Source organism: Thiocystis violascens DSM 198 (assembly GCF_000227745.2).
GTDB classification, from domain to species: domain Bacteria; phylum Pseudomonadota; class Gammaproteobacteria; order Chromatiales; family Chromatiaceae; genus Chromatium; species Chromatium violascens.
On record NC_018012.1, the window covers coordinates 3,259,065 to 3,283,847 of the forward strand.

Sequence of the window (24,783 nt, forward strand, 5' to 3'; positions counted from 1 at the left end):
GCTGTGACGGCATTCGACGAGGCTCAATGAATAAGATCGTTTCAGCACGCGAGGCGCTCGCCCGTTTGCGCGAGGGCAACCTCCGCTTCGCCAACAATGTCCGCAACTCCGTTCAATTGCTGACCCATCGGCAGCGCGCCGAACTCGCGGCGCAACAGGCGCCGTGCGCGATTATCATTGGCTGCTCGGATTCGCGGGTTCCGGCCGAGATCGTGTTCGATCAGGGACTGGGCGATCTGTTCGTGATTCGGGTCGCCGGCAACATCGTGGCGCCGTCCCAGGTCGGCAGTGTGGAATTCGCCGTCTCCCGCTACCACACTCGACTGGTGGTCGTCCTGGGCCATTCGCGTTGCGGCGCGGTGACGGCGACCATCGAAACCTTGCTGGATGGCGATGACAGCGCCTCGCGCAACATCGCCTCGATCGTCAACCGGGTAAAACCCTCGGTGGAAGGCTTCCTGGACACGGAACTGCGACATGACCGCGAGGCATTGCATCGGGCGGCGGTGCGCGCGAATGTGCGCGCCTCGGTCAATCAACTGCGTCACGGATCGGCGATCATCGAGTCGCTCGTCGCACATGACGGACTGCGGGTGGTGGGGGCCGAATATGCCCTGGAGACAGGGTTGGTGGACTTTTTCGAGGGGATGTCCGAGGATTGAAGTGGTCAGCGATCCTTCTTAAGGTGAGTCGCATGGGCGACGGGCGCCATCGTCGCAATCGGATAGGACGAAAGAATCGATGAGCAGATGGTTCGTGATCCTCGCCGCGGTCTGGCTCGTCGCTTGCCGCAATCCCGACCTGGAGGACCATCCATCGCTCCAGCGCGGCGAGGATTTATATCGCTATTACTGCGCCGCTTGTCACCGCGACGCGGGTCAGGGCAGTTTTCTCAAGGGTGTTCCGCCGGTGGTATACGCCAGTCTCGATATCGAGAAATTTGTCGCGGTCATCCAGGGGCATCGGCGCTCTCCAAAGACCCTGATGCCGGTCTTCCTGTTCATGCCGCGCGCCAAGGCCGAAGCGATCGCCAGCTATCTGCAAGGGCAACTGCGGGACGCCCCGGATCGTCCGCGTAACCCTGACTCGTCGCGGCTCGACGCCTGCTGAACGAGCTTGCCGAAAAGATGCCGCGGGCAGAGATCCCGCGCGGTTTCCTACGTCATGAAGGACTTCGTTTCCATGCCACGCACTTCATTGATCGCCGCGATTCTTTTCCTGACAGGGCTTCTGATCTGGCTTGTTGCCTGGGAGCCGTCGGATGACTCAGGCAAGAACCCGGACCCTGGGCACCTGCCGCTGGAACTCGCCGCGCCACCCACGGGGGGCGATTTCATCCTCGACGCGGCGACCGGTCCGGTGGATCTGGCGAGCCTGCGGGGTCAGGTCGTGCTGGTCTACTTCGGTTACACCTGGTGTCCGGACATTTGTCCGACCAATCTGGCCTTCATCGCCATGGCGCTGAGAGAACTGACGCCCGAGGAACTCGCGCGGGTGCGGGTGCTGTTCGTGAGTGTCGATCCCGAACGCGACGACCTGTCCCGGCTTGCCGGGTATGCCGCCCATTTCCATCCCAATATCCTCGGCGTGACGGGTACCGCCGAACAGGTCGCGCAAGCCGCGAGTCTCTATGGCGCGGCCTATCGCAGAACGGACCGGAGCGATTCCGCCATGGGATATCTGATCGATCACTCGGCCTCCACCTATGTGCTCGATCCCTCGGGCCATCTTGCGCGCACGCTCGAACACGCGACCGCCCCAGCCGAGATCCTGGCGGCGATCCGCGGCCTGCTTGTCACCGATTCAGGCAAAAGCCTTCAATAGACAGGATTAAACCGCGCCAGCTCCGACAGTTGTGGATGCTGCCGAGATTGATCCAACCCAAAAACATCGCATACCGTGCTGGGCGCGGTTTAACAGGAGATTCAACGCATGACTCGACGATCCGCCTGTCTCGCCATCGGCCTTTTGGCCGCCTGGTCTCTAGGGGTTCATGCCACGGAGATCGTGATCGGCGATCCCTACGCCCGCGCCGTTCCGCCGGGACAGCCGAATAGCGCGGTGTTCATGTCGCTCGACAATCGGTCATCCGACGATCGCGCCCTGGTCGGCGCCGAGAGCCCGGTCGCCGAGGTCGTGGAGTTGCACACGCATCTCCAGGAAGGCGGAATGATGCGGATGCGCCGCATCGAACGGATCGAATTGCCGGCGGGCGAGAGCGTCGCGCTTCAGCCCGGCGGGCTGCATGTGATGCTGATCGGCCTGAAACAGACCCTGGAGCCCGGCGCCTCGGTCGCTCTGACGCTCAGGTACGACGACGGCGGAACCGACACGATTCAGGCCCCGGTGCGACGCATCGAGGCGCCGCCAATGCCGCATCGACAGTGACCGAACGCGGCGTCGGGATATTTCCAGACCTGGGTCTGTCTACGGCACTGGCGAAGACTGGCGATCCGTCTCCTGACGGGGCGTTTCGGGTTTGACTGATATGCCAAATATCTGATATATGTCGCCGGTTTTTCACACACTAAACCCACAGGCCGTTCGTCGACGCAGATGACGCGGCCGCGAACACGAACAGATTGGGCACTTGCGATGATGAAAACTTGGCTGATGACGGTTTCGGTAGCGGCGATCCTGGCGACTGGCGCGATACAGGCATCCGAGGGGCATGCTCCAGCGGCCACCAAGCCGGTCGCGGACCTCAAGGCGGGCGAGGCGAAAGCGAATGGTATCTGCATGGCCTGTCATGGCCCGCAGGGCAATAGCGTCGTCCCAATTTGGCCCAAGCTGGCCGGCCAGCATCCGGAGTACATCCAGAAGCAACTCACGAACTTCAAGGCGGGCGAGCGGTATAACGTCCAGATGACGCCGATGGCCATGCCGTTGACGGAGCAGGAAGTCATCGACGTGGCGGCCTATTTCGCCAGCCAGACTCAGACGGGCGGTGCCGCCGATCCAGAACTGGCCAAGTTGGGCGAATCGCTCTACCGGGCGGGGAATCCGGCCAGCGGTGTGCCCGCGTGCAGCGGTTGCCATGGTCCGGCCGGAATGGGTCAGGGGCTGTCGAAATTCCCCCGTCTCGCCGGTCAGCATGCCGATTACGTCAAACAGACGCTGGGCTATTTCCAGAGCCAGGAGCGGGCGAACGATCCCAACGGGATGATGCGCGGTGTCGCCGCCCGCATGACCGAGCAGGAGATTGCTGCGGTTTCTCAATACATTCAGGGCTTGAAGAACTAATCAGTGCGTTTGGAGCACATGCAAAGGCAGGCATCGGCCGCCTTTGCATGCCAACCATCTCCCTCCAGAGTCGACGTGTCCGAATCGGAATCCGCCCGCACCCTCGCCATCCGGCAATTGCATCTGCTGAGTTATAACGTGCAGGCGGGGATTCACTCCCGTCAGTACAGCGACTATCTCACGAACAGTTGGAAGCACGTCCTGCCGCACCCCGAGCGGCTGGTCAATCTGACCCGCATTGCCCAACTCCTGCATCAATTCGATCTCGTCGGGCTCCAGGAAGTCGACGCGGGCAGTTTGCGCAGCGCCTTCATCGACCAAATTCAATACCTCGCCCGGCATGGCGCCTTTCCGCACTGGTATTGTCAGATCAATCGCAATCTGGGGCCGTTCGCCCAGCACAGTAACGGCATCCTGAGCCGTCTGCGTCCCCGTCGAATCACCGAACACCGGCTTCCCGGCCTCCCGGGGCGAGGCGCCGTGGTCGCCGAATTCCCGCTCTCGGACGGCTCCGACCTGGCGATTGCCATCCTCCATCTCGCGCTTGGCTGGAAGGCGCGCCGCCGGCAACTGGCCTATCTGGAGACGCTCGCGCTCGAACACCCCTATCTGGTGCTGATGGGCGACTTCAATTGCGGCTGCGCGTCCAAGGGGCTACGCGCCATGGTGCTTCAAACGGGGATGCGGGGACTCGACTGCGAGCTGAAGACCTTTCCGAGTTGGCGTCCGCGCCATAACCTGGATCATATCCTGGTTTCCCACCCGCTCAAGGTCGTCTCCGCGCGGGTCATCGACTACGCGCTCTCCGATCATCTTCCGCTCAGCGCGACCATCGAACTGCCCGAGGGTCTCCGGTTCGCCGATCCGATGCGGTGAGGCCCGCCCCATCAACCCATGCGACGGACCGTGGACGGATCGGTCCAACGCGGATCGGGACACCAGACAACCGACCAGCCGGGGATCTCGTCGGCCGGCATGGGGCGGGCGATGCCATACCCCTGGGCCAGTTCGCAGCCGAGCCGCAGTCGCATCTCGCCATGCTCCAAGGTTTCCACCCATAAGCGCCAACTTAACCGCACCGTTGACGTTCTTGTGCATTCATCATCTCAATGACCCTGGCCCGGAAGGGTTTGCAAACGGCGGCGGCGCGGACGTTCCTTGAGCACGTCGAGGCAGGCGTCCCATTGCTCGGCGCACCACTGTTGATCGTCGAGAACCCAGCCATCGACCGCTTGGCGAACGATCGCCAGCAGCCGCCACGGGGTCAAGCGACGCGGTCGATCCAGCGGGTCGATGCCGCCCGTGGCATGGCGCTGGGCGCGTCGCTCGATGACCAGTGCATAAAGCAATTTTCCCCGGATCCAGACCTCGCCTAAGCGACTGTTTTGCTGGGTGCGCAGGGTGTCGAGAGTTCCTCCAGCAGCGTGAAGCTCCCCGCCGTCGTTCGCCGTGCCTGATCGAGTCCGCAATCCCGCATCACCACTTGCAGCAATTGCGCCGGCGTCTTGAGCTTGCGCGGGCGCGCGAACGCCTTGAACTCACGCGCCATCGTCGCGTACTCGGGTGGCAATTCCTTCAGAAACGTTTCAAACGCAAGATCGGCGGGCTGGGAGGCGTGGAGCATGGCGGCAAAATGCCCAACGGATCGCGCCTCTCCACGAATTTTCAAGGGCTTGCCGGCTATGTTGGCGCCTATGGGGAGACATCCCAGGGGCCCAGGGCGACGAATTTCGCCTCGTCGCGCACGCCGTACGTCGCGCAGGCGGCCGGATTGCCGGTGGTGAATCGCCAGGACGGCGGGGCCAGGGTCATCATGGCGTCGCGGGACTGCTCGAAGAACAGACGATGCCGTTCCTCGCTTTCCAGCAGCCGCTGTTTCGCCTGCCGGGATTCGGACGGTTCGTTTTCTCTAAAGTTAACTGGGCGCGGCTGCCGTCCATCTGGAACTTGGGTTTCATCGGATCCTTCTCTCCTTAAAGCCGCGTCCGGCGGAGTCTGCGCGGTTTTGATCATGGCCGATTTTTGCCCGAATCCACTTGAGCAGGATGCAGGCCGCCGCTCTGTGGGGGCGAATTCATTTTTGATCGTTTAAACCGCGCCCGCTCCGACAGTCGTGGGTGCTGCCGAGGCTGATCCAATCCAAAAAAACATCGTAAACCGCACTGGGCGCGGTTTAATCCGGCTCCGTTCCCCGCAGATGCCGATTGACGGCGATCCAACTCCCAATCAGTCCCAGCAGGATACTGCCTATCAGAATGATGCCGATGGCCGCAAGGCCAAGACCAGACAGCGGAAAATCGCTTCGGTACAGACTCGCCAGGCGCGAGACCGGTCCCTGCAGCAGCAGTATCGCCAGCGTCACCAGCAGCCAGGCGGTCAGACCGCCCAACAGGCCATACCAGGCGCCGGCATAGAGAAAGGGGCGGCGAATGAAGGCGGCGGTGGCGCCCACGAGTTCCATGATTTCGATTTCGATGCGGCGATTGAGAATTTCCAGACGAATGGTATTGCCGACAATCAGCAGGACACCCATCCCCAGCAGCCCGCCAAGCAGCAGCACCCCGGTCTGGATCAACTCCAGGATGGCCTGAAACCGTTGCAGCCAGAGCGTATCCATGCGGGCGAAGTCAACCTCGGGGAGTTCCAGCAATTTGGTTTGCAGGGTCTCCAGTTGCGCGGGCGGGGAGTGCTCGTTACGCGGATAGATGGCCAGCACCACCGGCAGGGGATTGCTCGTGAGTTGCTCCAGTGCCTCCTCGAATCCGCCCAGGGCGCGAAACTCGTCCAGCGCCTTCTCCCGGGTGATCATCTGCACCTGGGCGATCTCGGGCCAGCCACGCAGATCGGCGGCGACGCGGTTGGCGTCGGCGTCCTGCGTCTCGTCATACAGAAAGAGCGAAATCGCCGCGGTCTGATCCCAGCCGCCCGCCATGGCGCGCAGGTTATCCGCCAGCACATAGAGCGCGGCGGGCAGGGCGAGCGAGATGCCAATGACCGCCACCGTCATCCCGGTGGGCAGTGGGGTATCCAGGAGCCTGCGCAGAGTGGCCATCGCGCTCTGCACATGTTGACTGAGCCAGATTCCCGGTAGATCGAGGAGTTGGGGACCACGCCGCCTCCGGGAGCGTTGTTTTGCCATGCGTCACCAACGCCCCGTGTCGTTCAGCAGGCGTCCGTCGTCCAGTGTGAAAGTCCGGTGCTGCATACTGTTGACGAGCGCAAGATCGTGCGTGGCGATCAGCAAGGTGACGCCGACGTATTGAAATCGCTCGAAGAGTTCAAAGATTTCGCGCGACAAATCAGGGTCCAGGTTACCGGTCGGCTCGTCCGCCAGCAGAACCGGCGGGCGTCCGACGATGGCGCGCGCGATGCCCACCCGCTGCTGCTCGCCGCCCGAGAGCGCGACCGGGGTGGCGCGTTCGCGTTTGAGCAGGCCGACCTGATCCAGCGCGGCGCGCACGCGCCGGCCCACTTCCTTTTGTCCGAGACCGGTGACCACCAGCGGCAGGGCGACATTGTCGAAGATACTGCGGTCGGGCAGCAGCCGGTGATCCTGAAAGATCATCCCGACCTGACGCCGGTGATAGGGGATCTGGCGGCGCGGCAGGGTGGCCAGATTGCGTCCGTTGACGAGGATCTGGCCGCGGCTGGGGCGCTCCAGCAGACCGATCAGACGCAGCAGGGTGCTCTTGCCCGCGCCCGAATGACCGGTCAGAAAGGCCATCTCGCCGACCTTCATCTCGAAACTGATGTTGGTCAATGCCTCGCCGCGTTCCGGGTAGCGTTTGAAGACATGCTCGAAACGGATCACGCGCGGACACTCCTAGCCGAAGAGTGCATCGAGAAACTCATCGGCGTCGAAGGGGCGCAGATCGTCGATGGATTCGCCCACCCCGATAAAGCGGATGGGAAGCTTCAGCCGGTCGGCGATCGCGAACAGGATGCCGCCCTTGGCGGTGCCGTCGAGCTTGGTCAGCGTAATCCCGGTCAGCCCCACCGCCCGGTGAAAATGCTCGGCCTGATTCAGTGCGTTTTGTCCCGTGGTGGCGTCGACCACCAGCATCACCTCGTGGGGCGCATCGGGGTCGAGCTTCTTGAGCACGCGCGCCACCTTGGTCAACTCGTCCATCAGGTTGGTCTTGGTGTGCAGCCGTCCAGCGGTGTCGGCGATCAGGACATCGGCCCCACGAGCCGTGGCGGCTTGCAGGGCATCGAAGACCACGGAGGCCGAGTCGGCGCCGGTTTGCTGGGCGATGACCGGAATTTGGTTGCGCTCGCCCCAGGTCTCCAGTTGTTCGACGGCGGCGGCGCGGAAGGTATCGCCGGCGGCTAGCATCACGCTGTTGCCTTCGGTCTGGAGCCGCTTGGCGAGCTTGCCGATGGTCGTGGTCTTGCCCGCGCCATTGACGCCGACCATGAGGATCACCTGCGGCTTGCCTGGCGCCGGCTGACGTACCGGACCGTCGGCGGCCTGCAGCAGTTCGCGCAGATCGCGCTTGAGCGCCTGCAGGAGCGCCGGCGGATCGGCAAGCGTCTTGCGCTTCACCCGCTCGGTCAGGTCCGCGATGATGCGCGCCGTAGCCTCCACCCCAACGTCGGCGGTGATCAGGAGCGTTTCGAGTTCCTCCATCAATTCGTCGTCGATGCGCTTGCGGCCGAGAAAGAGCGTGCCGAGACCGTCGCCAAGGTTGGACCGGGTACGGGAGAGCCGCTCGCGCAGACGGGAGAACACGCCACGCTTTGGCTCGGCATCCTCCTCTGGCGCGATTCTTGGAACCGGGGCGATGTCCCGGGTAACCTTGACCGGTTTAGGCGGCGGTTGTCGTGGCAGGGGGGCGCTCGGCTGGTCGAGCGACTCCGGCGCGGCTGGCCCGAGCGGCGGCGCGCGACCTGGTTCAGCCTCTGACAGAGGTGGTTTTGCCGATTTGAAAAGCTTGCCGAACCAGGGTTTTTTAGTCGATGCGCCCGGATCCGCTGGGGTTTCCCGCGCCGTCGGTTCGGTCTGCGGCGCGGGTTCCTGGAGTGTGATCGGCTCGTCCGCGGGAGCCTGCCCGGACAGGTCGGGAGTTTTGTGCTTTTTTCCGAAACCAAACATAAGGGCTTGCTATCACGGGTTGACGTTCAGAGTGAGACGGCAAGTCGCCGCCCATCGCGTCCGTCAATGCTACCAGATCGTCATTTCACCCGCCGCTTTCGGATCGGCGGCTTGCCAATGCAGATCCCAAGAAAGGGCAAGGGGCAAGGTTCAGGAAATCGCCTAAAACAAGGTCGCGACGAGATCCGCGGCCGGTACGGGCCGGCTGAACAGATAGCCCTGACCCTCGATGCAACCCTCTTGCAGCAGGAAATCCACTTGGGCCTGAGTCTCGACGCCCTCGGCGAGCGTCTCCAGGCCCAGGCTGCGGCCGAGCGCGAGGATCGCCCGCACGATGGCGTCGTCGTTGGAATCCTGCGTGAGTTTCTCCACAAAGGAACGGTCGATTTTCAGACGATGCAGCGGCAGACGCTTCAGATAGGCGAGCGATGAGTAGCCCGTGCCGAAGTCGTCAACCGCCAGGGTGACGCCCAGCCCCCGCAAAGCCGCCAGGGTTTTGATGGCAAGCTCGGCGTTGCGCATGATCATGGACTCGGTGACCTCCAGTTCGAGGCGCTCCGGCGCGACCCCGGTTCGATGCAGGATCTCCCGAATCTCGTCCACCAGATCGGCGCGCTCCAGCTCCCGCACCGAGAGATTGACGGCTAGCCGTGGCACATGAAAGCCGGCTTGATCCCACACGATCATCTGCCGACAACTTTCTTCAAGCACCCAGGCGCCCAGCCGGTCGATGAGTCCGATGTCCTCGGCGACCGGAATGAACTGGTTGGGCGGAATCAGACCCAGCGTGGGATGCTGCCAGCGGCACAGCGCCTCGACCCCGCGGAGCTGCCCATCGGCGAGCGCCAGTTGCGGGTGATAATGCAGAACGAATTCATCGCGCAGCAGCGCGCCGTGCAGATCGTGCTCCAGACGCAAACGTTCGGCGGCGCCCTCGGTCATGGCGGATTCGAAGAAACTGAACCCGTTGCGCCCGCCATTCTTGCTCTGATACATGGCGATATCGGCATGGCGCACCAGGGCGTCGATCTCCTCCCCGTCCTGCGGATAGAGACTGATCCCCATGCTGGCGGTGATAAACAGTTCATGCCCTTCCACGTTGAACGGCTGGCTGAAGGCCGTCATCAGCCGTTCCGCGAAATTGGCGGCGAAACGCGCGGCGGGAATGTCTTCCAGGATGATGACGAACTCATCGCCCCCCAGACGGGCGATGGTGTCGGCCGCCCGTACCTGTTTGGACAGGGTCTCGGCCACCTGCTGCAGCAATCCATCGCCGATCGAATGGCCGAGCGTGTCGTTGACGATCTTGAATCGATCCAGATCCAGGAACAGCAGTCCAACCTGCCGCTGATGGCGCGCGGCGCGCTGAAGGCACTGTTCCAGACGCGCCTGGAACAGGCTGCGATTGGGCAGACCGGTCAGCGGGTCGTGATGGGCCAAATACTCAAGCTTCTCCTCGGAGCGCTTGAGGTGGCTGATATCGCGGAACACGCCGACGTAATGGGTCAGTTCGCCATTTCCGTCCACCACGGCGCTGATCGTCATGAGTTCCGGATAAATCTGGCCATTTTTGTGGCGATTCCAGAGTTCGCCGCGCCATTGACCGGAGCGGTTCAGTTCGGCCCACATTGCCTGATAGAACTCGGCATCGTGCCGCCCCGAGTTGAGGATCCGCGGCGTCGCGCCCAACACCTCCTCCTCGGCGTAGCCGGTGATCTCGGCAAAGGCCCGATTGACGGCCAGGATGCGCTCCTCGGGATCCGTGATGACGACGCCCTCGGCGGTATTCTCGAAGACCCGCGCCGCCTGACGCAGCGATTTATCGGCGTCCATGCGGGCGGTGATGTCCTGGATCGTCCCCAGGAGCTTGGTGGCCACGCCGTGGTGCATCACCGGCTCGCAGGCCACCTGAACCCAGAGCGGTCGGTCGTTGGTCGTGACGAGCCTGGCCTGTATATCGAATGGCTGACCCAGCGAGATTGCCAGGTCCATGAACTTCTGCAGCTTGACGCGATCGCTGGGATGGAAGAATTTCATCCCGCTTTCGAAGGAGGGCGCCCCGCCCGGATCGACCTCGAAGATCTCATAGGTGACGCTGGTCCAGCGCATGGCGTTCGTCACGGGATCCAGTTCCCAGCCGCCGACCTTGGCCATGCGGCCGGTGGCGTTGAGGAAATCCTCGCTGCGTCGCAGCGCCTCCTCGAAACGCTTGCGCTGGGTGATGTCGCGGTTCACCCCGCGTCGCCCCAGATAGCGTCCGTCGTCCGTGACCACCGGATTGCAGATGTGCTCGATCCAGCGTTCCTGACCGTCGCGGGCGAAAATCCGGAATTCCACGCAGCCCACATGCTCGACCGTACTCGACGCCAGTTCCCGACAATGGCCGACCCAGAGCTCTCGATCCGCCGGATGAATCAGATGCGTAAAGAGGTCGGGGTCGTCGATAAATCCTTCGGGAGGATAGCCGGTGAGCTTGAGACAGGCCGGAGAGACATAGCGATACTGGCCGTCCGGACCCAGCCAATATTCCCAATCCGGACTGTATTCGGCCAGCACCCGATAACGCTCGCGGCTATCGCGCAAACGCTCCTCGTCGTCATGCCGGTCGAGAAAGACGGCGACATGGGTCGCGACGGCGTCGAGCAACGAGCGTTCCTCGGGCAGGAAAATCGCCTGCTCCTCGCCATCGTCATCGCCGTGCGGTTGCGCGCGATAGACGACCGTGATCTCCCCCTGGCGGCCGTCGGCCAGGGCAATCGGCGCGGTCAGGGACCAGTCGGTCATCGCGAATCCGGCGGTCTCGACGCTGATGTGGGGCAGATAAATTCGGGCCTCGGCGAGATCCGCGAACCGCCAGGCGGCGGGCAGGCGCTCGACCACTTGCCGGATGATTCGCGCCACGGGGGCATCGGCCTGACTGGTCGCGGCCAGCACGTCATGGAGACAGGCGAGTTCCTTGAGCCGCTCTTTCAACTCGGCTTCGCTGCGAAACAGACGTTCGCCGGCCTCGAACAGATCCCGGCGTTGCTGAACCGCCTCGGTGCGGTCAATCACCGCGCAGACGAACTGCGGTGCCTCGTCCTCGGTTCTCGGCAAGGGGGCGAAATGGAGGTCGCCGATGAACTCGCCCGTGCCGTCGCCGCGAAACCGGACCTCCGGGATGACCACGGTCTGATTCCCCGAGAGCTTGGACCAGGCGCCGATGACCGCGCCCCGGTCCGCCTCGACGATCAGACGCGCGAAAAAATGCTGATGAAAGTGGCTGTCTCGCAGATTGAACAGACGCTGCGCCGCCAGGTTGCTCTCCTTGACCAGACCCGTGCGATCGATCACCAGCTCGGCCACGGGCAAGCCGTCGAAAAACGCCGTGAAGCGTGCGAGCGACTCCTCGCTGCGACGCTGACTGTGCAGCAGTTCCTCGTTCTGGATTTCGAGTTCGGCCTGATAGATCCGCAGATTCTCCACCAGGGCGGCAACCTTGAGGTCGCTCCCCGCCAGCACCTCGTCGGCGAGATCGAAGCGACCCTGCTGCAGCGCGGTCAGCGCTCGCGCGCGCAGTTCCTCGGGGGAGATGTCGATCAGGTCACGGATGCTGCCCTGCCCCTCTCGCACCCCGGTCTTCTGTCTAGTCATGGTTGCCCGTCGACCACTTACTGATATTGATGTGACTCACGATGACTCCCCCGCCCGGATGATCGATCGGCGCGACGTGCATGACGTACCAACGCTGCTCATCCGGCGAATGGCAGGGATATTCCAGAGAGAATGCCGTGGTCTTGCCTTCGAGCACCTGCCGGATACCGCCGATCGCGTTGCCGGCGGTCGGTTCATCCACGATTTGGCGCATGTCGCAGACTTCCAGGTAGTTGGTCCCAAGCCCCGAGGATTGCAGCATCGGATTGCCGTTGTCCTCCGCGAAGGTTCGCCAGGCACGGTTGACCATGGTGATGACACCCTTGGCATCGAGCACGGCGACATGCTCGGGCAGCGAGTCCAGCACCGCCTGGAGACGTTCCACGTCGCGCAGCGTGGTAATGTCCACGAAGGTGGCGACCGCCCCGCGCGCCTCGCCGGTGCGCACCGCGTAGGGATGCACGCGCGCCAGATAGTGACGTCCGTTGGCGGCATCGATCTCGTGCTGAAGCATCTCGCCGCTGCCGATGGTGCGATGCAGTTCGGGGAGGAACTCCGGATACTGGAGCAGGTTGGCGAAGTCGTCGATGGGACGGCCGAGATCGCCCTCGCGGATTTTAAAGAGGGCGGTGGCCTCGGGCGTGAAGCGGGTCAGACGCAGTTGCGAATCCACGAAGACGGTGGCGATCGAGGCGGCCTTGGCCATGCCGTCGAGATCGGCGTTGAGCCGGTTGAGAATTTCGATCTTTTCCTGATTCTCGGCGTTGACGGTATAGAGTTCCTCGTTGACCGATTGCAGCTCCTCGTTGGAGCTTTGCAACTCCTCGTTGGAGGCCATGAGTTCCTCGTTGGTGGCCTGCAGTTCCTCGTTGGCGGTTTCCAGTTCCTCGATGGTGGCCTGGAGGCTCTCGCGGGTCGCCGCCAGTTCGCGCTCCAGGGTCTCCAGACGCTGGGCCGTCTCGCGGTCGAGACTGAGCGTCTCCATCTCGGTCAGGGAGGGCGTGGCGGAACGCCTGCCGCCTGCGGCATCGACCTCGACGGCGACATCGGGGATGGTTTCCGTCTCGAAGGACAGCAGCAGGTTGAGCTCGCCGTGCGGCGGGTCAATGGGTCTCGCGACCAGGTGCAAACGCTCGGTGCGGCCCGCGTCCAGCGAGAGTCCGAGCAGGTCGGAGCGCAGCGGCGCGCGGTCGCGCGCGGCCTTATAGAGCAGCGCCTTGGCGATGGCCACCAGCGAGCTGGGCAGCAGCTTCGCCAGATCCAGGGTGGCCGCGCCTTCGCCGATGCGCAGGTAATGCGTGACATCGCCAAACACATGCAGCAGATCGTGGCGCTGATTCAGAAGCAGGCTGGTCGGCGCGTAGCTGCGTAGCAGCAGATTCTGCGCGGCATCGATGGCGGCGGCGTCGCTGGACACGCCATGGGTGCGGATCCCGGGACGCGGCCGGGCGCCCGTCACCGAGCTGCGCGAGAGCGACGCGATGGCGGTATCCAGGGGCAGCGCGACATGCCGCAGGATGCGATAGATCTTGTGCTTGGAGCTGACGGCAGTGAAGTCGGTCTGGAGATTGGCGAGCGTCTCGCTGGGTCCAAGGAAGAGGAAGCCCCCCGGCGCCATGGCGTACTGGAGCCGGCGCAGCGCGCGCTCCTGGGCCTCGGAGCGGAAATAGATCAGCAGATTGCGGCAGGACACCAGATCCATCCGGGTGAAGGGCGGATCCTCGAGGAGATTGTGCCGGGCAAAGATGATGCTCTGACGGATCTCGGTCTTGACCACGAAATGGTTGCCGCGCCGCAGAAAGAATTTTTCCAGCCGCTCGGGCGAGATTTCCGCCGTGATCGCCTCGGAGAAGACGCCGGCGCCGCCCGTCTCGACGTTCTGGGGCTCCACGTCGGTCGCGAACAGCTTGAAATTCGGCCAGCGGCGTGCCCGATCGAACGCCTCGGCAAAGAGAATCGCCAGGGAATAGGCCTCCTCGCCGGTCGCGACCCCCGCCGCCCAGACCCGCAGCGGCTGATTGTCGGCGCGTTCGGCCACGATGGTCTTGACGGCGGTGTCGGCCAGGATCTCGAACGCCTCGGGATCGCGGAAGAAACTCGTGACCGGGATCAGCAACTCGCGGCGCAGGGTCGCCAACTCGCCCCGGTCCGTGCCCAGCAGTCGCACATAGTTCAGCAGATCCGGCGTCTGACGCACTTGCATGCGCCGCTCCATCCGGCGCATCACGGTGGCCGGCTTGTATTCGCGGAAATTGATTCCGCCGGAATGCTGCAGCAGGTGCATGACCTCTTCGTGGGCGCCGTCCTGATCGATCTCGGCGGCCAGCACCGGCACCCGGATCTTGACATGAGGCAGTTGGTGGATGTGTTCGAGCAGACGGGGTCCGAGTTCCTCGGGCGGGAGGATCGCGTCCACCAGACCGGTGGCGATGACGCTGCGCGGCATGCCGTCGAATTTGGAGGACTCGGGATCCTGGGCGAGCAGGAAGCCGCCGGCATCGTTGATCGCCACCGAGCCGCGCGTGCCGTCGGAGCCGGTTCCGGAGAGGATCACGCCGATCCCGCGATTGCCGAACTCCTTGGCCAGCGAGCTGAAGAAATGATCGACGGGCAGGGTCAGGCCGCGCGGATTCTTGGGGCTCAGGCGCAACGCATTGCCCGAGGCGCTCATCATGCTGGCGGGCGGGATCAGATGCACCCGATCCGCCTCGATTCGCATATCGTGCTCGACGGTCACCACCGGCATGGCGGTATGGCGCGACAGCAGGTTGGCCATCATGCTTTTGTGATCCGGCGAGAGATGCTGGATCACGACATAGGCGGCGCCGGTATTGGCCGGCAAACCTTGAAAGAAACGCTCCAGCGCGTCCAGTCCGCCCGCCGAGGCTCCGATCGCAACGACATACCCTTTGAATCGGTTTTGGGAGGCGCTCGCTCCCGTGCTCTCGGTGACATTCGGGACATTGGACATAGTAGTGTTTTTTTTGCCTGCTTCGCCATGACTCATGAATGACTGCCTTATTTCGGTTTCGCGCTTGTCTTTCCCGTCGTCCGACCGTCATCGGCGATCCGACCTGGAGCCAGGCGCTCGTGAAACCGCGGAGGCGTATTCTAACGCCCTCCCCGCCGGTCTTTCAGGTGCGAACCGTCGCCATGGCATTGTGCTGCCGACAGTTTACCTGGACCACCCCGATCCTGCCGATCGATCTGAAGCAAATTCAACCGCGTCCGGCCCGATCGACGCCGTGTCGAGCGATCTCGCTACGCGGGTCACGGACGGCGGCTGAAGAGTGCGTCAAAGAGGCTCGACCGAGCGGGGGAGCGACCGATCCAGGGTCACGACCGCTTGTCGCACCCCGCGTCCATACAGACTGCTGACCTTAAAGCTCAGATCGTTCCAGTGGATGCGATCGCCAACCAGGGGCGGCCGGCCGAGTTCGCTCAGGATCAAGCCCGACACGCTGTCGACCTCCGGGTGTTCCAACTCCTGCCCGATGAGGGTGCCCAGCGTATCCAAACGAACCGTTCCCTGCACCTGATAGCTGTCCGCCCCGACCGGGAGGACATCGGGGACATCGTCCGCCCCCTCCTCGATATCCCCGACCGCCTCGGCGCAGATATCCTCCACGGTCAGAATGCCCGCCGTGCCGCCGTGCTCGTCCATCACCACGATCATTTGACTGTGCACCCGATCCATCGCGGCCAGCACATCGTCCAGGGTGGCGGTTTCCGGCAGATAGGCGGTTTCCCGCACCATGGCCGGGGCGAGTCCCGAACCCTCGCGCAGCGGTCCGAGCAGATCCTTGATATGGACCGTGCCAATGATGTGATCGAGATCGCCCGCGTAGACCGGATAGCGGGTGTGGCGATGCAGGTTCAGGATCTCGCGCAGCAGGGCGTCGTTCGCGCTGACCGGGATACCATGCGTGCGCACCCGCGGCACCATCGCCTGCGCGGCCGAAATCTCGCTGAAATCGGCGAGTTCCCGAAAGATCCGACCGCTTTCCTCGCTGATCAGACCGCTCTGCTGACTCTCGCGCGCGACCGATTCCAGTTCTTCCGGGGCAAGATAATGCGCGGCGTCGCGACCGCGCTCGAAACCCACCAGACGCAGCAGCAGGTTACCCGTCAGATTGAGCCCCTTCGCCAGCGGATACAGCAGTAGCCCGACCCACAGCATGATCGGAGTCACCCACAGGGCGACCCGCATCGCGTGGTTCAGCGCCAACGCCTTCGGGATCATCTCGCCGAAGACGATATGCAGATAGGTGATGGCCGCGATGGCGAGCGCGGACGCCAGACCGTGCGCCGTGATCTGCGCGCCAGGACCGGCGAAACCCGCCAGGATCAGCCCCTGTTCGATGAAGGCGGCGATCGTGTGTTCGCCATACATGCCCAAACCAAGGCTCGCGAAGGTGATGCCGATCTGCGCGGTCGCGACATAGCGATCGAGGCGGGTCGGATCGTCGAGGACGGCGACGATGCGTCGAGCGCGCGGGTCGCCGGACTCCGCCCGCGTCGCCATCGCCGAGCGCGGGGTGCCGATGATGGCGAATTCGGCCGCGACGAACAGCCCGTTGAGCGCGACCAGGGCCATGATGATCAACAGGACGATGATGAACTCAATCATGCGCGTCTCCCGGCATCCGCGCGGGTCGCGCCAGCACCGAGCGAATGGCCGCGCCGTCCATGCACTCGATCTCGAAGTCGATACCGGCGGCGGTGCATCGATCGCCGACCTCGGGGATCGCCTCAAGCTGTTCCAGCAGCCAGCCGGCCAGGGTTTCAGCCTCGCCGGCATCCCAGGCGGGGGTGCCGAGGTTGTGCGCCCACTCGATCGACTCGTCAATCGGCAACCGACCTGGCAGCCGCCAGCGGCCATCGGGCAGCGGCACCGGCGCCAGATCGGACGCGGACTTGAACTCGTCGGAGAGTTCGCCAAGCAGTTCGCGGATGATGTCTTCGAGACTGATGAGTCCCTCGATATCCCCGAACTCGCTGACCGCCAGCGCGATGCGCGCGCGCCGATCGCGCAACTGCCCGAGCGCGCGGTCGATCGTCAGCCCGCTCGGCAGCGCCAGCAGCGGACGCACCAGGGATGGCAGGGCCGCCGGGTCGCGCCCGCTGGCGATTGTCACCGCCAGATCCTTGACGTGCAGGAAACCGCGCATGTTGTCGAAGTCGCCCTGATACACCAGGAGCCGGGTGTAGGGCGAGGCGTCGATCTGCGCCAGCAAGTCCGCCAGCGGCGCGTTCAGGTCCAGGCTGGCAATCTGGCGCCGCGGCACCATCAACTGGCGCACCGTATGACGACCGAGCCGCAGCGCCTCGCGCAGACGGGTGCTGTCCCTGGCCTTCAGGAGTCCGCCGTCGCGGCTCTCGCGGATCAGGAGATCGATTTCATCGGGCGCATGAACATGCCGGTGGCTGGTCTCGGGGTTGACGCCAAACCGCCGCAGCACCAGGTTTCCGCTCCCGTTGAGCAGGCTGATGAAGGGGGCATAAACGATCAGCGACCAGCGCATCGGCAGATAGGTAAAGAGCGCCGTGCCGACTGGATACTGAAGCGCCACCGTCTTGGGGATCAATTCGCCGAAGATCACCTGGATCGACGACAGCGCCACCAGCACGACCGTGGCAGAGAGCGCGTAGGCGCCGAGCGGTTCGAGTTCCCCGTGCGACACCAGGAGCGCGCCGAGGGCCAGGCCGATGGTCGCTTGTCCGAAGGCGCCGAGCACCAGGCTGGACAGCGTGATGCCGATCTGACAGCCCGCGATATACCGGTCCAGGCGGCCGGAATCGCGCATGATCGGCAGCAGCGCGGCGGCCAGGCGGTGACCCCGCGCGGCGAATTGCTCGACGCGGGTCGCCCGCGCGCCGACGATGGCGAATTCGGCGGCTACATAGAGCGCGTTGATCAGGATGAGGACGACGACGATCGGAAAGGGCCAGAGGCTCATCCGGGCGATCTCGCCTCGCGCTGGCGACTGATGGCCGGGGAGAACCTCGTGGCAAGCGTGTCGATGAACGCGTTGTCAGGATCCGGAGAGTCCGGATCCTCGCCGGAATCGTCCGCGGATTCCACCATTGCAGGCGGGGTGTCTGTGCTGTTCATAGGATTTGGAGTATGCCAGATCGCATTCGCGGTTGCCGCGCGCCTGGCGCGGGAGACCGACAAACGCGGATTTTTCATCGCAGGGCGGTTTGTCAATGCCGCGTATCAGGCTGTTTGACCAGCGCGAATCCATCCAGCATCTGCAGCGTCCCCACCCCGAGCAGACCGCTAATGACCATGGCCAGATAGATCGCCGCGATGGGCTGCTCCAGCAGGACGAAACCAAGCAGTCCGAGTCCGGCGCTCAACTCGATCAGGCCATAGCTCCAGCGGGCCGCGTATGGACCGCTCTGAACGCGCGCCTTGGGAGTGCGCACGAACTCGGTGCGATAACCCAGCAGCGCCTCCAGCCCGCCGCGCGCGTTCGAAAGCAGGAGCCCACTGGTCAGGGCCAGCGCGCCAAACACCTCCAGCGCGGTCTCCCGAGCGCCGCCGCGGGTTCCGGCCAGCAGGAGAAAGCCGATCGGGGCGGCGAAGCCCAGCAGCGAGGTGACGATCGCCACCCGGCCGAGAGTCCCGTCCGCCACCATGGCCCCGGCGATGAAAGGGAGCCCCAGGACGAGACAGGTCGCGCCCAGCAGAAACGCCAGGGGTTGACCGATCTGAAGGCTGATCATCAGCTTTTGCCAGCGCGGGAGCGCCGGACTCGCCCAGATCAGGGGCATCAGCTTGACGAAACATTGCACGAAGCCCTTGGTCCAGCGAAATTGCTGGATCCGCCAGGCGCGCGTGGACACGGGCAGCGCGCCCGGTACGCTGAGATCCTTGAGATAACCGGAGCGCCAGCCACGCAGACGCGCGCGCAGACTCAGGTCCAGATCCTCGGTCAGGGTGTCGCCCTCCCAGCCGCCGGCATCCTCGATCGCGGCGCGCCGCCAGACGCCGCAGGTGCCATTGAAGGGGATCGGCAGACCCAAACGCCAGCGCGCCTCCTGCTCGACCCCGAAGTGCGAGTCCAGCAGGCGCGCCTGGATACGCGTCAGCAGACTCTCGTCGCGGTTGAGATGCGCCCAGCGCGCCTGGACATAGGCCAGGCCGGGCTGGGCGATCAAGGCGCCGACCGTCCGGCGCAGAAAATCCGCGGGCGGGATGAAATCGGCGTCGAAGATGGCCACGTAGGGCGCATCGGAACGCTCCAGCCCGGCCGCCAGCGCGCCGGCCTTGAAGGCGGTGCGCTGGACCCGATGCAGCAGCTCGATCTCGATACCGTCCTGATGCAAGGCGGCCACGGCCTGCCGACTCAGGGCGAGCGAGCCGTCGACGCTGTCATCGAGAACCTGGATCTGGAGCCGGTCGCGGGGCCAGTCCAGGGCGATGACGGCGGCCAGGATCCGTTCGACCAGATCGCCTTCGTTGAAGAGCGGGAGTTGCACCAGCACCCTGGGCAGCGCGGCCTCCTCGGGCGTCGCGATGGCGAGGCGACGCTTGGGGGTCAGAATCCTCGCCAGGGTCAGCAAGGCGAGATTGAATGAAAAGATCGTCAGAATGACGAGACAGAGTGTCAGTAAAAGCTCGACCGTGAGTTCAGTCGCGAGCATGGGTTGTATGTCCGTAAAGTGGATAAAACCTAAATCCGGCGGATTGAACCGCAAAGGCGCAAAGGACGCAAAGAATTTCAGGTGCGTGTTCCGGCTGTCCGTCTCGCTCACGGGACGACGTCCAATGGCACGACAACCTCTTGTTTTCGATTCCTTGCGGTTCGACGGATCTTTTTAGGTTAAAGGGTTGATGGGGGAGCGGCGACCGGTTGGAGACGCGTCGGTTTCATCGCCATCCTCCGGTTGAAACCTCCCCCTTCAGGGGGATAATGCGCACGGGAGAGGGGCAACCTCTTCCTTGCACTTGTCGCCAGGTTAAGCCGAGCGCGGATTGAAACAGCGTCGTCGAAGGATAGGATAGGACCGCCTGAAAGCGACAGCAAGCCCCACCCCATCGATATCGTCACTGCCATGCTGGACCGTCTGCAACAGATCGCGAGACGCATTCTACCCGCTCGCCAGGTACTGATCGGTCTTGCCGCGTTCGGTTCGCTCACCGCCAGTATCGGGCTCTTCGCCTTTGCGGGCAAGGAAGGCGACGCGCTGCTGATGCCGGGTCTGATCTTGCTGCTCTGGTCCGTCACCGGACTGATGTTCGTCGATCTCTTCGCCCATGTTCCGCATCCGCCGGAGCCGACCTGGAGTCCCATGCGAAGACGGATGCAGACACTGTGGCGCGGTCTGCATTGGCTGTTCGCGGCGGGATTTGTGCTGCTAAGTCTGATGGCCGTGGATGTCAGTCTGTATATCGCCGAGACCTGGCTGGAAGAGCGCTCGCACGAAGCAACCATCCGGCAATGATTTCCTGAATCGCTGAAACCGACGGCCAAGTCGCCCGCTACGGGGCGCGTAGGAGCCCGCTTGCGGGCGACGCCGAGGGGGTAAGCGCTTGCCGCGATCGCCTCAGCGCGCCAGCGCACGCCCGGAGCCGCGCGGATCGCTGGCGGCCTCGACCGCTTGACTGGATCGATCCCAGAAAATCGCCTGCAGATCGCCAAACGGCCGTTCGAGCGGCTCAAGCCGATGGCCCATTGAAATCAGCCGCTGTTGCTCGGATTCTGCAAGCGCGCCGGGCTCGAACTGGATCGTGTCGGGCAGATACTGATGATGAATCCGGGGGCGGGACACCCAATCCGACACCGGCGCGCCCTCCACGGCGGCCAAAATACCCTGCAGAACCATGGTAATGATGCGGCTCCCGCCCGGAGTGCCCAGAATCGCAATCCCCTTCGACGATTCCAAAAAAGTCGGCGACATGCTCGACAGCATGCGTTTGCCGGGCGCGATGGCGTTGGCCTCGCCGCCGACCAGTCCATAGACATTGGCCACGCCAGGTTGGGCCGAGAAATCGTCCATCTCGTCGTTCAGCAGGACGCCGGTGCCCGGCGGCACGAAACCCGACCCGAAGGGATAATTGATGCTGAGCGTGGCGGCCACCCGGTTGCCCTCGCGGTCGAGCACTGAAAAATGGGTGGTGTCCTGTCCCTCCGCCAAGGTCGATGTCTTCGCGCGCTCCGCCAGACGGCTCGGGGTGGCGTGCGCGGGATCGAAATCGCGAATCAGACCCGCGGCATAGTCCGGGTCGGTCAGACGCGCGAGGGGCATCGACACCTGATCCGGATCGCCGAGATAGGCGGCGCGATCCCGATAGGCGCGGCGCATGACCTCGACCAGGGTATGGGTACGCGCGTCGCCATCGAGTTGGTCCGCCGGCAGCGCGGACAGCATGTTGAGCATCTGCACCAGCAGCACGCCGCCCGAGGACGGCGGCGCGGCGCTGACCACCCGCCAGCCGCGAAAGGCGCCGACGATGGGCGCGCGCTCGACGATGGCGTATTGCTCCAGATCCTCGCGGGTCCAGATGCCGCCCGCCGCGCGTACCCCCGCGACCAGCCGTTCGGCCACGGGGCCGGCATAGAATCCGTCGCAGCCCTGCCGCGCCAGCGCTTCCAGCGTCTGCGCCAGATCGGGTTGACGCAGACGGAAGCCCAGGGGAGGAATCTCGGCATCCGCCAGGAACTGGCTCGCCGCGCCGGGCGAGGCCCGTAGCGCTTCCAGCCGCCAACCGGTCAGGCGCCGATAGGTCTCGTCGATCACGAAGCCTTCGCGGGCATGGCGGATGGCCGGCGCCAGGGTCCGCGCGAGCGGCAGTCGGCCATAGCGTTCGGCGAGATGACAGAGGGCGGCGGGCATCCCAGGGATACCGGCCGCCAGTGGGCCATCGAGCGCGCGTTCGTGGACGAAACGACCCTCGGCATCGAGATAGAGATCGCGATGGGCGGCGAGCGGCGCGCGTTCGCGACCGTCCACCATGGTCTGAAAACCGTCGCTGGCGCGATGCAGCAACCAGAAGCCGCCGCCGCCAAGACCGGAACTGTAGGGTTCGACCACGGCGAGCGTGGCGCCGATGGCAACGGCCGCGTCGAAGGCCTGCCCGCCTGCGTCGAGGATGGCGAAACCCGCCTCGGTCGCCAGGGGATGCGCGGTGGCGATCGCCGCCTTCGGCGGCCGGCTTTCCCCGGCAACGCATACGCATGCCGCGAAAAACGAGAAGAAAATGAGAAGCCCCGTCGCGGGGCCTCTCAAGCGCCGGCTCAGGTGGCCGACGGTGTGCCTCATGCCGCGCTGGAGATACGCTCGTACTTGGCGCGCAGTTCATCCTCGCTCTCTTCGTGAGCCGGATCCTTGATGATGCAGTCGACCGGGCACACCTCGACGCACTGCGAGGTCTCGTAGTGACCGACGCACTCGGTGCACAGGTTGGGATCGATCACATAGGTCTCGTCGCCCTGGGAAATGGCGCCATTCGGGCACTCGGGTTCGCAGACGTCACAATTGATACATTCATCGGTAATGATTAGCGCCATGGGAAAAATTCCTCTCGTTTGCTCGTTGGGTTGTACGGGTTGTGATGGGACTTGCGAATGTTATCCAAACCGCTGCTTCAATGCAGCCTGAACCGCTGGCGTGACGAAGGTCGAGACATCGCCCCCAAGTCGCGCGATTTCCCGCACCAGCGATGAGGAGATGTAGGAATATTGCTCGGCGGGAGTCAGGAAGAGGGTCTCGATATCCGGAGCCATGCGGCGATTCATGCCCGCCAACTGGAATTCATACTCAAAATCCGAGACAGCACGCAAGCCGCGCATGATAACGCTGACTCCAAGTTGTCGCGTAAAGTTCACCAGCAGTCCCTGAAAGGGCACGATTTCCACGTTGGTCTGATCGATGACGCTGGCCCCGACCAGCGCCACGCGCTCCTCGGTGGAAAACAGCAGCGCCTTGCCGGTATCGGCGGCGACCGCGACCACCACGCGATCGAAGAGCCGGGCCGCGCGATGGATCAGATCCACATGACCATTGGTGATGGGATCGAAGGTTCCGGGATAGACCACGCTGCGCAATCGTTGGATCCTCTTAGGGAAATTCGGCCAGTCGGCGGACGCGACGGATTCGGGACAGAGTGTCGGCGGCCTCCCGCGATCAAGGCCGGCGCGCACGATAGCACAACCCGCATGAGCGCGCGCCGGGAGCGCCACCCTGGGACAGCAATTCTCAGTATGACCTGATGAAGCGAAAAACCCAGACGAATCAGGCGAGCAGTGAAGGGTTTCCCGTTCATCCTTCGACCCTTCGGCTCCGCTCAGAGGGTGTAGACAAAAATAATTGAGCTGCTATTTGTATACCAGTCTACAACTGAGCTGGTGTGCGCTGATGTCGAAAGCTGGTCGTCCCCCCAAGATTCACGAGGCGGAGCAAGCGGTATTGCGTCAAATTGTCACGGATCGCCCGACCTCCACGCTGTCAGAGATTGCCCGGGAACTCGCGGCACGGACGGGAATCGAGGCTCATGAAGCAACGATTCGCAAGTCCTTGCGGGAGGCGGGCGTCACGCGCCTCCGGGGCGAGAGTGGTCTCGAGGCGCAAGCGCGCGCAACGCCGCGTCGGTATGGGTATACGGATGCGCATCGTCGCCACGACCCCGACCAAAGCTACCCAAGTTGTCTGACCGATGCGGAGTGGGACTTGGTCGCCGCTCTCTTTGAGATGCCGGGCGGGCGGGGTCAACCGCCCCGCGTGTCGCGCCGGAGCATCCTGGAGGCGTGTTGCTACGTGGTGCGCACGGGGTGCGCGTGGCGGATGCTGCCGCACGATTTCGCGCCTTGGCAGAATGTCTACAAGACGTTTCGCCGTTGGAGTGCGGCTGGGAAGTTTGAGCAGATGCATGATCGACTGCGGGGGCAATGGCGCGAACGCGAGGGGCGTGAGATCGCGCCGACGGCGGCGGTGCTGGATGCGCAATCGACCCGCGGCTCGCCGCAGGGTGGACCGAGCGGCTTTGATGCGGGCAAGCAGGTCAAGGGGCGCAAGCGCAGCCTGGTGGTCGATACCTTGGGGTTCGTGTTGGCGGTGAGCGTGGTCGCGGCCAATCTTCAGGACCGCGATGCCGCCTCGGGCGCCGTCGCTGACGCGGCCGCCAAGTACCCCCAGACTCAACACGCTGTTTGTCGATAGCGCCTACGCCGGTCAATTTGCCCAAACCACCGAGCAGGCCCACGCGATCCGCGTGGAAGTCGTGCGCCATCCAGCCAACAAAAGCGTTGGCTCCTGGCACGTGGACGGGGCGCCTGACCGAGTGGTGATCGCCAACGCCGACGGCTTCGTTCCGCTGCCGAAGCGCTGGGTTGTCGAGCGCACCCATGCGTGGAATGAGCGTGCCCGTCGATTGATCATGCATCATGACCGTCTGCCAGCGGTCTCCGAAACCTGGGTTTGGCTGGCGGAGGCGCGCATCCTGCTGCGGCGGTTGACCACAACGGTTTGATTTTGTCTACACCCTCTCAGGACTCAGGACGAACGGGAAACCCTAAGCCTCTGAGCGTGAAGCCGTTCATGGTTCGACCCTTCGACAGGCTCAGGATTCACCATGAACGGCTTCAGGCTGCCTTATCCCTGCTTTCCGGGGGCAGAGAAGGCGAAACGGTCAGGCTCAAACTGAGAATTGCTGACCCTGGGAGCGCCGGCTTGCAGCCGGCCCTGGGGCAGTCGACATGTTGTCGACCGACGATGACGCCAGGGCGCGGCCCGTCAGATGCCGCGGTTTCGATCCGGTCGGTCGGCTTTGTCCGGCTACAAGCCGGACGCCCCAGGGCCGGCTG

The 24,783-nt window shown here is 63.9% G+C and carries 22 protein-coding genes and 1 pseudogene; 8 read left to right on the forward strand and 15 right to left on the reverse strand.

From position 1 onward, the window contains the following. The first annotated feature begins 26 nt into the window (after nt 1-26). The 6 genes from THIVI_RS14440 to THIVI_RS14465 all read left to right on the forward strand — a co-directional run bounded on the left by THIVI_RS14440 (nt 27) and on the right by THIVI_RS14465 (nt 4,119). A complete protein-coding gene (locus THIVI_RS14440; RefSeq protein WP_014779284.1) occupies nt 27-662 on the forward strand; it encodes a carbonic anhydrase in 636 nt (211 codons plus the stop codon). Nucleotides 663-741: 79 nt separating this feature from the next. Further along, nucleotides 742-1,110: a c-type cytochrome gene (locus THIVI_RS14445; protein WP_014779285.1), complete on the forward strand. Its 369-nt coding sequence runs from the start codon at nt 742-744 to the stop codon at nt 1,108-1,110. A 72-nt stretch (nt 1,111-1,182) separates the two neighbouring features. Continuing rightward, nucleotides 1,183-1,824: an SCO family protein gene (locus tag THIVI_RS14450; protein ID WP_014779286.1), complete on the forward strand. Its 642-nt coding sequence runs from the start codon at nt 1,183-1,185 to the stop codon at nt 1,822-1,824. Nucleotides 1,825-1,932: 108 nt separating this feature from the next. Further along, a complete protein-coding gene (locus THIVI_RS14455; RefSeq protein WP_014779287.1) occupies nt 1,933-2,388 on the forward strand; it encodes a copper chaperone PCu(A)C in 456 nt (151 codons plus the stop codon). 207 nt (nt 2,389-2,595) lie between these two features. After that, complete coding sequence (locus THIVI_RS14460) at nt 2,596-3,243, forward strand: c-type cytochrome (RefSeq protein ID WP_014779288.1); 648 nt, start codon at nt 2,596-2,598, stop codon at nt 3,241-3,243. 108 nt (nt 3,244-3,351) lie between these two features. Further along, on the forward strand, nt 3,352-4,119 hold the full coding sequence (locus THIVI_RS14465; protein ID WP_041447626.1) for an endonuclease/exonuclease/phosphatase family protein: 768 nt from the start codon (nt 3,352-3,354) through the stop codon (nt 4,117-4,119). A gap of 11 nt (nt 4,120-4,130) precedes the next feature. Here the strand turns inward: THIVI_RS14465 and THIVI_RS25125 are convergent, their stop codons facing one another. The 12 genes from THIVI_RS25125 to THIVI_RS14520 form a co-directional block, all read right to left on the reverse strand. Beyond that, on the reverse strand, nt 4,131-4,298 hold the full coding sequence (locus THIVI_RS25125; protein ID WP_217160892.1) for a hypothetical protein: 168 nt from the start codon (nt 4,296-4,298) through the stop codon (nt 4,131-4,133). A gap of 51 nt (nt 4,299-4,349) precedes the next feature. Next, on the reverse strand, nt 4,350-4,592 hold the full coding sequence (locus THIVI_RS14470; protein WP_014779290.1) for a hypothetical protein: 243 nt from the start codon (nt 4,590-4,592) through the stop codon (nt 4,350-4,352). Nucleotides 4,593-4,615: 23 nt separating this feature from the next. Then, complete coding sequence (locus tag THIVI_RS14475; RefSeq protein WP_157174467.1) at nt 4,616-4,912, reverse strand: hypothetical protein; 297 nt, start codon at nt 4,910-4,912, stop codon at nt 4,616-4,618. A 23-nt stretch (nt 4,913-4,935) separates the two neighbouring features. Continuing rightward, nucleotides 4,936-5,256, reverse strand: coding sequence for a PAS domain-containing protein (locus THIVI_RS14480; RefSeq protein ID WP_041447025.1), 321 nt, complete (start codon nt 5,254-5,256; stop codon nt 4,936-4,938). Nucleotides 5,257-5,416: 160 nt separating this feature from the next. Next, complete coding sequence (gene ftsX, locus THIVI_RS14485; protein WP_041447026.1) at nt 5,417-6,382, reverse strand: permease-like cell division protein FtsX; 966 nt, start codon at nt 6,380-6,382, stop codon at nt 5,417-5,419. Between the two features lie 3 nt (nt 6,383-6,385). Then, the gene (ftsE, locus tag THIVI_RS14490; protein WP_014779293.1) at nt 6,386-7,054 is read right to left on the reverse strand and encodes a cell division ATP-binding protein FtsE; all 669 of its coding nucleotides are present in this window, start codon (nt 7,052-7,054) and stop codon (nt 6,386-6,388) included. A gap of 12 nt (nt 7,055-7,066) precedes the next feature. Beyond that, nucleotides 7,067-8,338 (reverse strand): signal recognition particle-docking protein FtsY, encoded by a 1,272-nt coding sequence (gene ftsY, locus THIVI_RS14495; RefSeq protein ID WP_014779294.1) that lies wholly within the window; start codon nt 8,336-8,338, stop codon nt 7,067-7,069. 162 nt (nt 8,339-8,500) lie between these two features. Continuing rightward, nucleotides 8,501-11,971, reverse strand: a complete 3,471-nt coding sequence (locus THIVI_RS14500) for an EAL domain-containing protein (protein WP_014779295.1) — start codon at nt 11,969-11,971, stop codon at nt 8,501-8,503. Further along, on the reverse strand, nt 11,964-14,942 hold the full coding sequence (locus tag THIVI_RS14505) for a chemotaxis protein CheB (RefSeq protein WP_041447027.1): 2,979 nt from the start codon (nt 14,940-14,942) through the stop codon (nt 11,964-11,966). The genes THIVI_RS14500 and THIVI_RS14505 overlap by 8 nt, the downstream gene beginning before the upstream one ends. A 324-nt stretch (nt 14,943-15,266) precedes the next feature. Then, complete coding sequence (locus THIVI_RS14510) at nt 15,267-16,601, reverse strand: hemolysin family protein (RefSeq protein WP_014779297.1); 1,335 nt, start codon at nt 16,599-16,601, stop codon at nt 15,267-15,269. Beyond that, nucleotides 16,594-17,931, reverse strand: a complete 1,338-nt coding sequence (locus tag THIVI_RS14515; protein WP_014779298.1) for a hemolysin family protein — start codon at nt 17,929-17,931, stop codon at nt 16,594-16,596. The genes THIVI_RS14510 and THIVI_RS14515 overlap by 8 nt, the downstream gene beginning before the upstream one ends. A gap of 247 nt (nt 17,932-18,178) precedes the next feature. Beyond that, on the reverse strand, nt 18,179-19,624 hold the full coding sequence (locus THIVI_RS14520; protein ID WP_041447028.1) for a glycosyltransferase: 1,446 nt from the start codon (nt 19,622-19,624) through the stop codon (nt 18,179-18,181). 411 nt (nt 19,625-20,035) lie between these two features. Here THIVI_RS14520 and THIVI_RS14525 point away from each other — a divergent pair, with 411 nt between their 5' ends. After that, complete coding sequence (locus tag THIVI_RS14525; RefSeq protein ID WP_014779300.1) at nt 20,036-20,425, forward strand: hypothetical protein; 390 nt, start codon at nt 20,036-20,038, stop codon at nt 20,423-20,425. A gap of 102 nt (nt 20,426-20,527) precedes the next feature. On the opposite strand, the gene ggt is transcribed toward THIVI_RS14525, so the two are convergent. From ggt to coaD, 3 genes are read right to left on the reverse strand one after another with little or no spacing between them, the layout of a single operon-like run. Further along, nucleotides 20,528-22,243: a gamma-glutamyltransferase gene (gene ggt / locus THIVI_RS14530; protein ID WP_014779301.1), complete on the reverse strand. Its 1,716-nt coding sequence runs from the start codon at nt 22,241-22,243 to the stop codon at nt 20,528-20,530. Beyond that, on the reverse strand, nt 22,240-22,491 hold the full coding sequence (locus THIVI_RS14535) for a YfhL family 4Fe-4S dicluster ferredoxin (protein WP_014779302.1): 252 nt from the start codon (nt 22,489-22,491) through the stop codon (nt 22,240-22,242). Before THIVI_RS14535 ends, ggt begins: the two co-directional genes overlap by 4 nt. A gap of 60 nt (nt 22,492-22,551) precedes the next feature. Continuing rightward, complete coding sequence (gene coaD, locus THIVI_RS14540; RefSeq protein ID WP_014779303.1) at nt 22,552-23,028, reverse strand: pantetheine-phosphate adenylyltransferase; 477 nt, start codon at nt 23,026-23,028, stop codon at nt 22,552-22,554. Between the two features lie 310 nt (nt 23,029-23,338). Between coaD and THIVI_RS14545 the strand changes: the two are divergent. Beyond that, a pseudogene (locus THIVI_RS14545) lies at nt 23,339-24,449 on the forward strand (IS5 family transposase). The last annotated feature ends 334 nt before the right edge of the window (nt 24,450-24,783 follow it).

Coding starts and splice junctions, on each gene's coding strand:
- THIVI_RS14440 (WP_014779284.1), top strand. CDS start 27: ATGAATAAGATCGTTTCAGCACGCGAGGCGCTCGCCCGTTTGCGCGAG.
- THIVI_RS14445 (WP_014779285.1), top strand. CDS start 742: ATGAGCAGATGGTTCGTGATCCTCGCCGCGGTCTGGCTCGTCGCTTGC.
- THIVI_RS14450 (WP_014779286.1), top strand. CDS start 1,183: ATGCCACGCACTTCATTGATCGCCGCGATTCTTTTCCTGACAGGGCTT.
- THIVI_RS14455 (WP_014779287.1), top strand. CDS start 1,933: ATGACTCGACGATCCGCCTGTCTCGCCATCGGCCTTTTGGCCGCCTGG.
- THIVI_RS14460 (WP_014779288.1), top strand. CDS start 2,596: ATGATGAAAACTTGGCTGATGACGGTTTCGGTAGCGGCGATCCTGGCG.
- THIVI_RS14480 (WP_041447025.1), bottom strand. CDS start 5,256: ATGATCAAAACCGCGCAGACTCCGCCGGACGCGGCTTTAAGGAGAGAA.
- ftsX (WP_041447026.1), bottom strand. CDS start 6,382: ATGGCAAAACAACGCTCCCGGAGGCGGCGTGGTCCCCAACTCCTCGAT.
- ftsY (WP_014779294.1), bottom strand. CDS start 8,338: ATGTTTGGTTTCGGAAAAAAGCACAAAACTCCCGACCTGTCCGGGCAG.
- THIVI_RS14500 (WP_014779295.1), bottom strand. CDS start 11,971: ATGACTAGACAGAAGACCGGGGTGCGAGAGGGGCAGGGCAGCATCCGT.
- THIVI_RS14505 (WP_041447027.1), bottom strand. CDS start 14,942: ATGTCCAATGTCCCGAATGTCACCGAGAGCACGGGAGCGAGCGCCTCC.
- THIVI_RS14510 (WP_014779297.1), bottom strand. CDS start 16,601: ATGATTGAGTTCATCATCGTCCTGTTGATCATCATGGCCCTGGTCGCG.
- THIVI_RS14515 (WP_014779298.1), bottom strand. CDS start 17,931: ATGAGCCTCTGGCCCTTTCCGATCGTCGTCGTCCTCATCCTGATCAAC.
- THIVI_RS14520 (WP_041447028.1), bottom strand. CDS start 19,624: ATGCTCGCGACTGAACTCACGGTCGAGCTTTTACTGACACTCTGTCTC.
- THIVI_RS14525 (WP_014779300.1), top strand. CDS start 20,036: ATGCTGGACCGTCTGCAACAGATCGCGAGACGCATTCTACCCGCTCGC.
- ggt (WP_014779301.1), bottom strand. CDS start 22,243: ATGAGGCACACCGTCGGCCACCTGAGCCGGCGCTTGAGAGGCCCCGCG.
- THIVI_RS14535 (WP_014779302.1), bottom strand. CDS start 22,491: ATGGCGCTAATCATTACCGATGAATGTATCAATTGTGACGTCTGCGAA.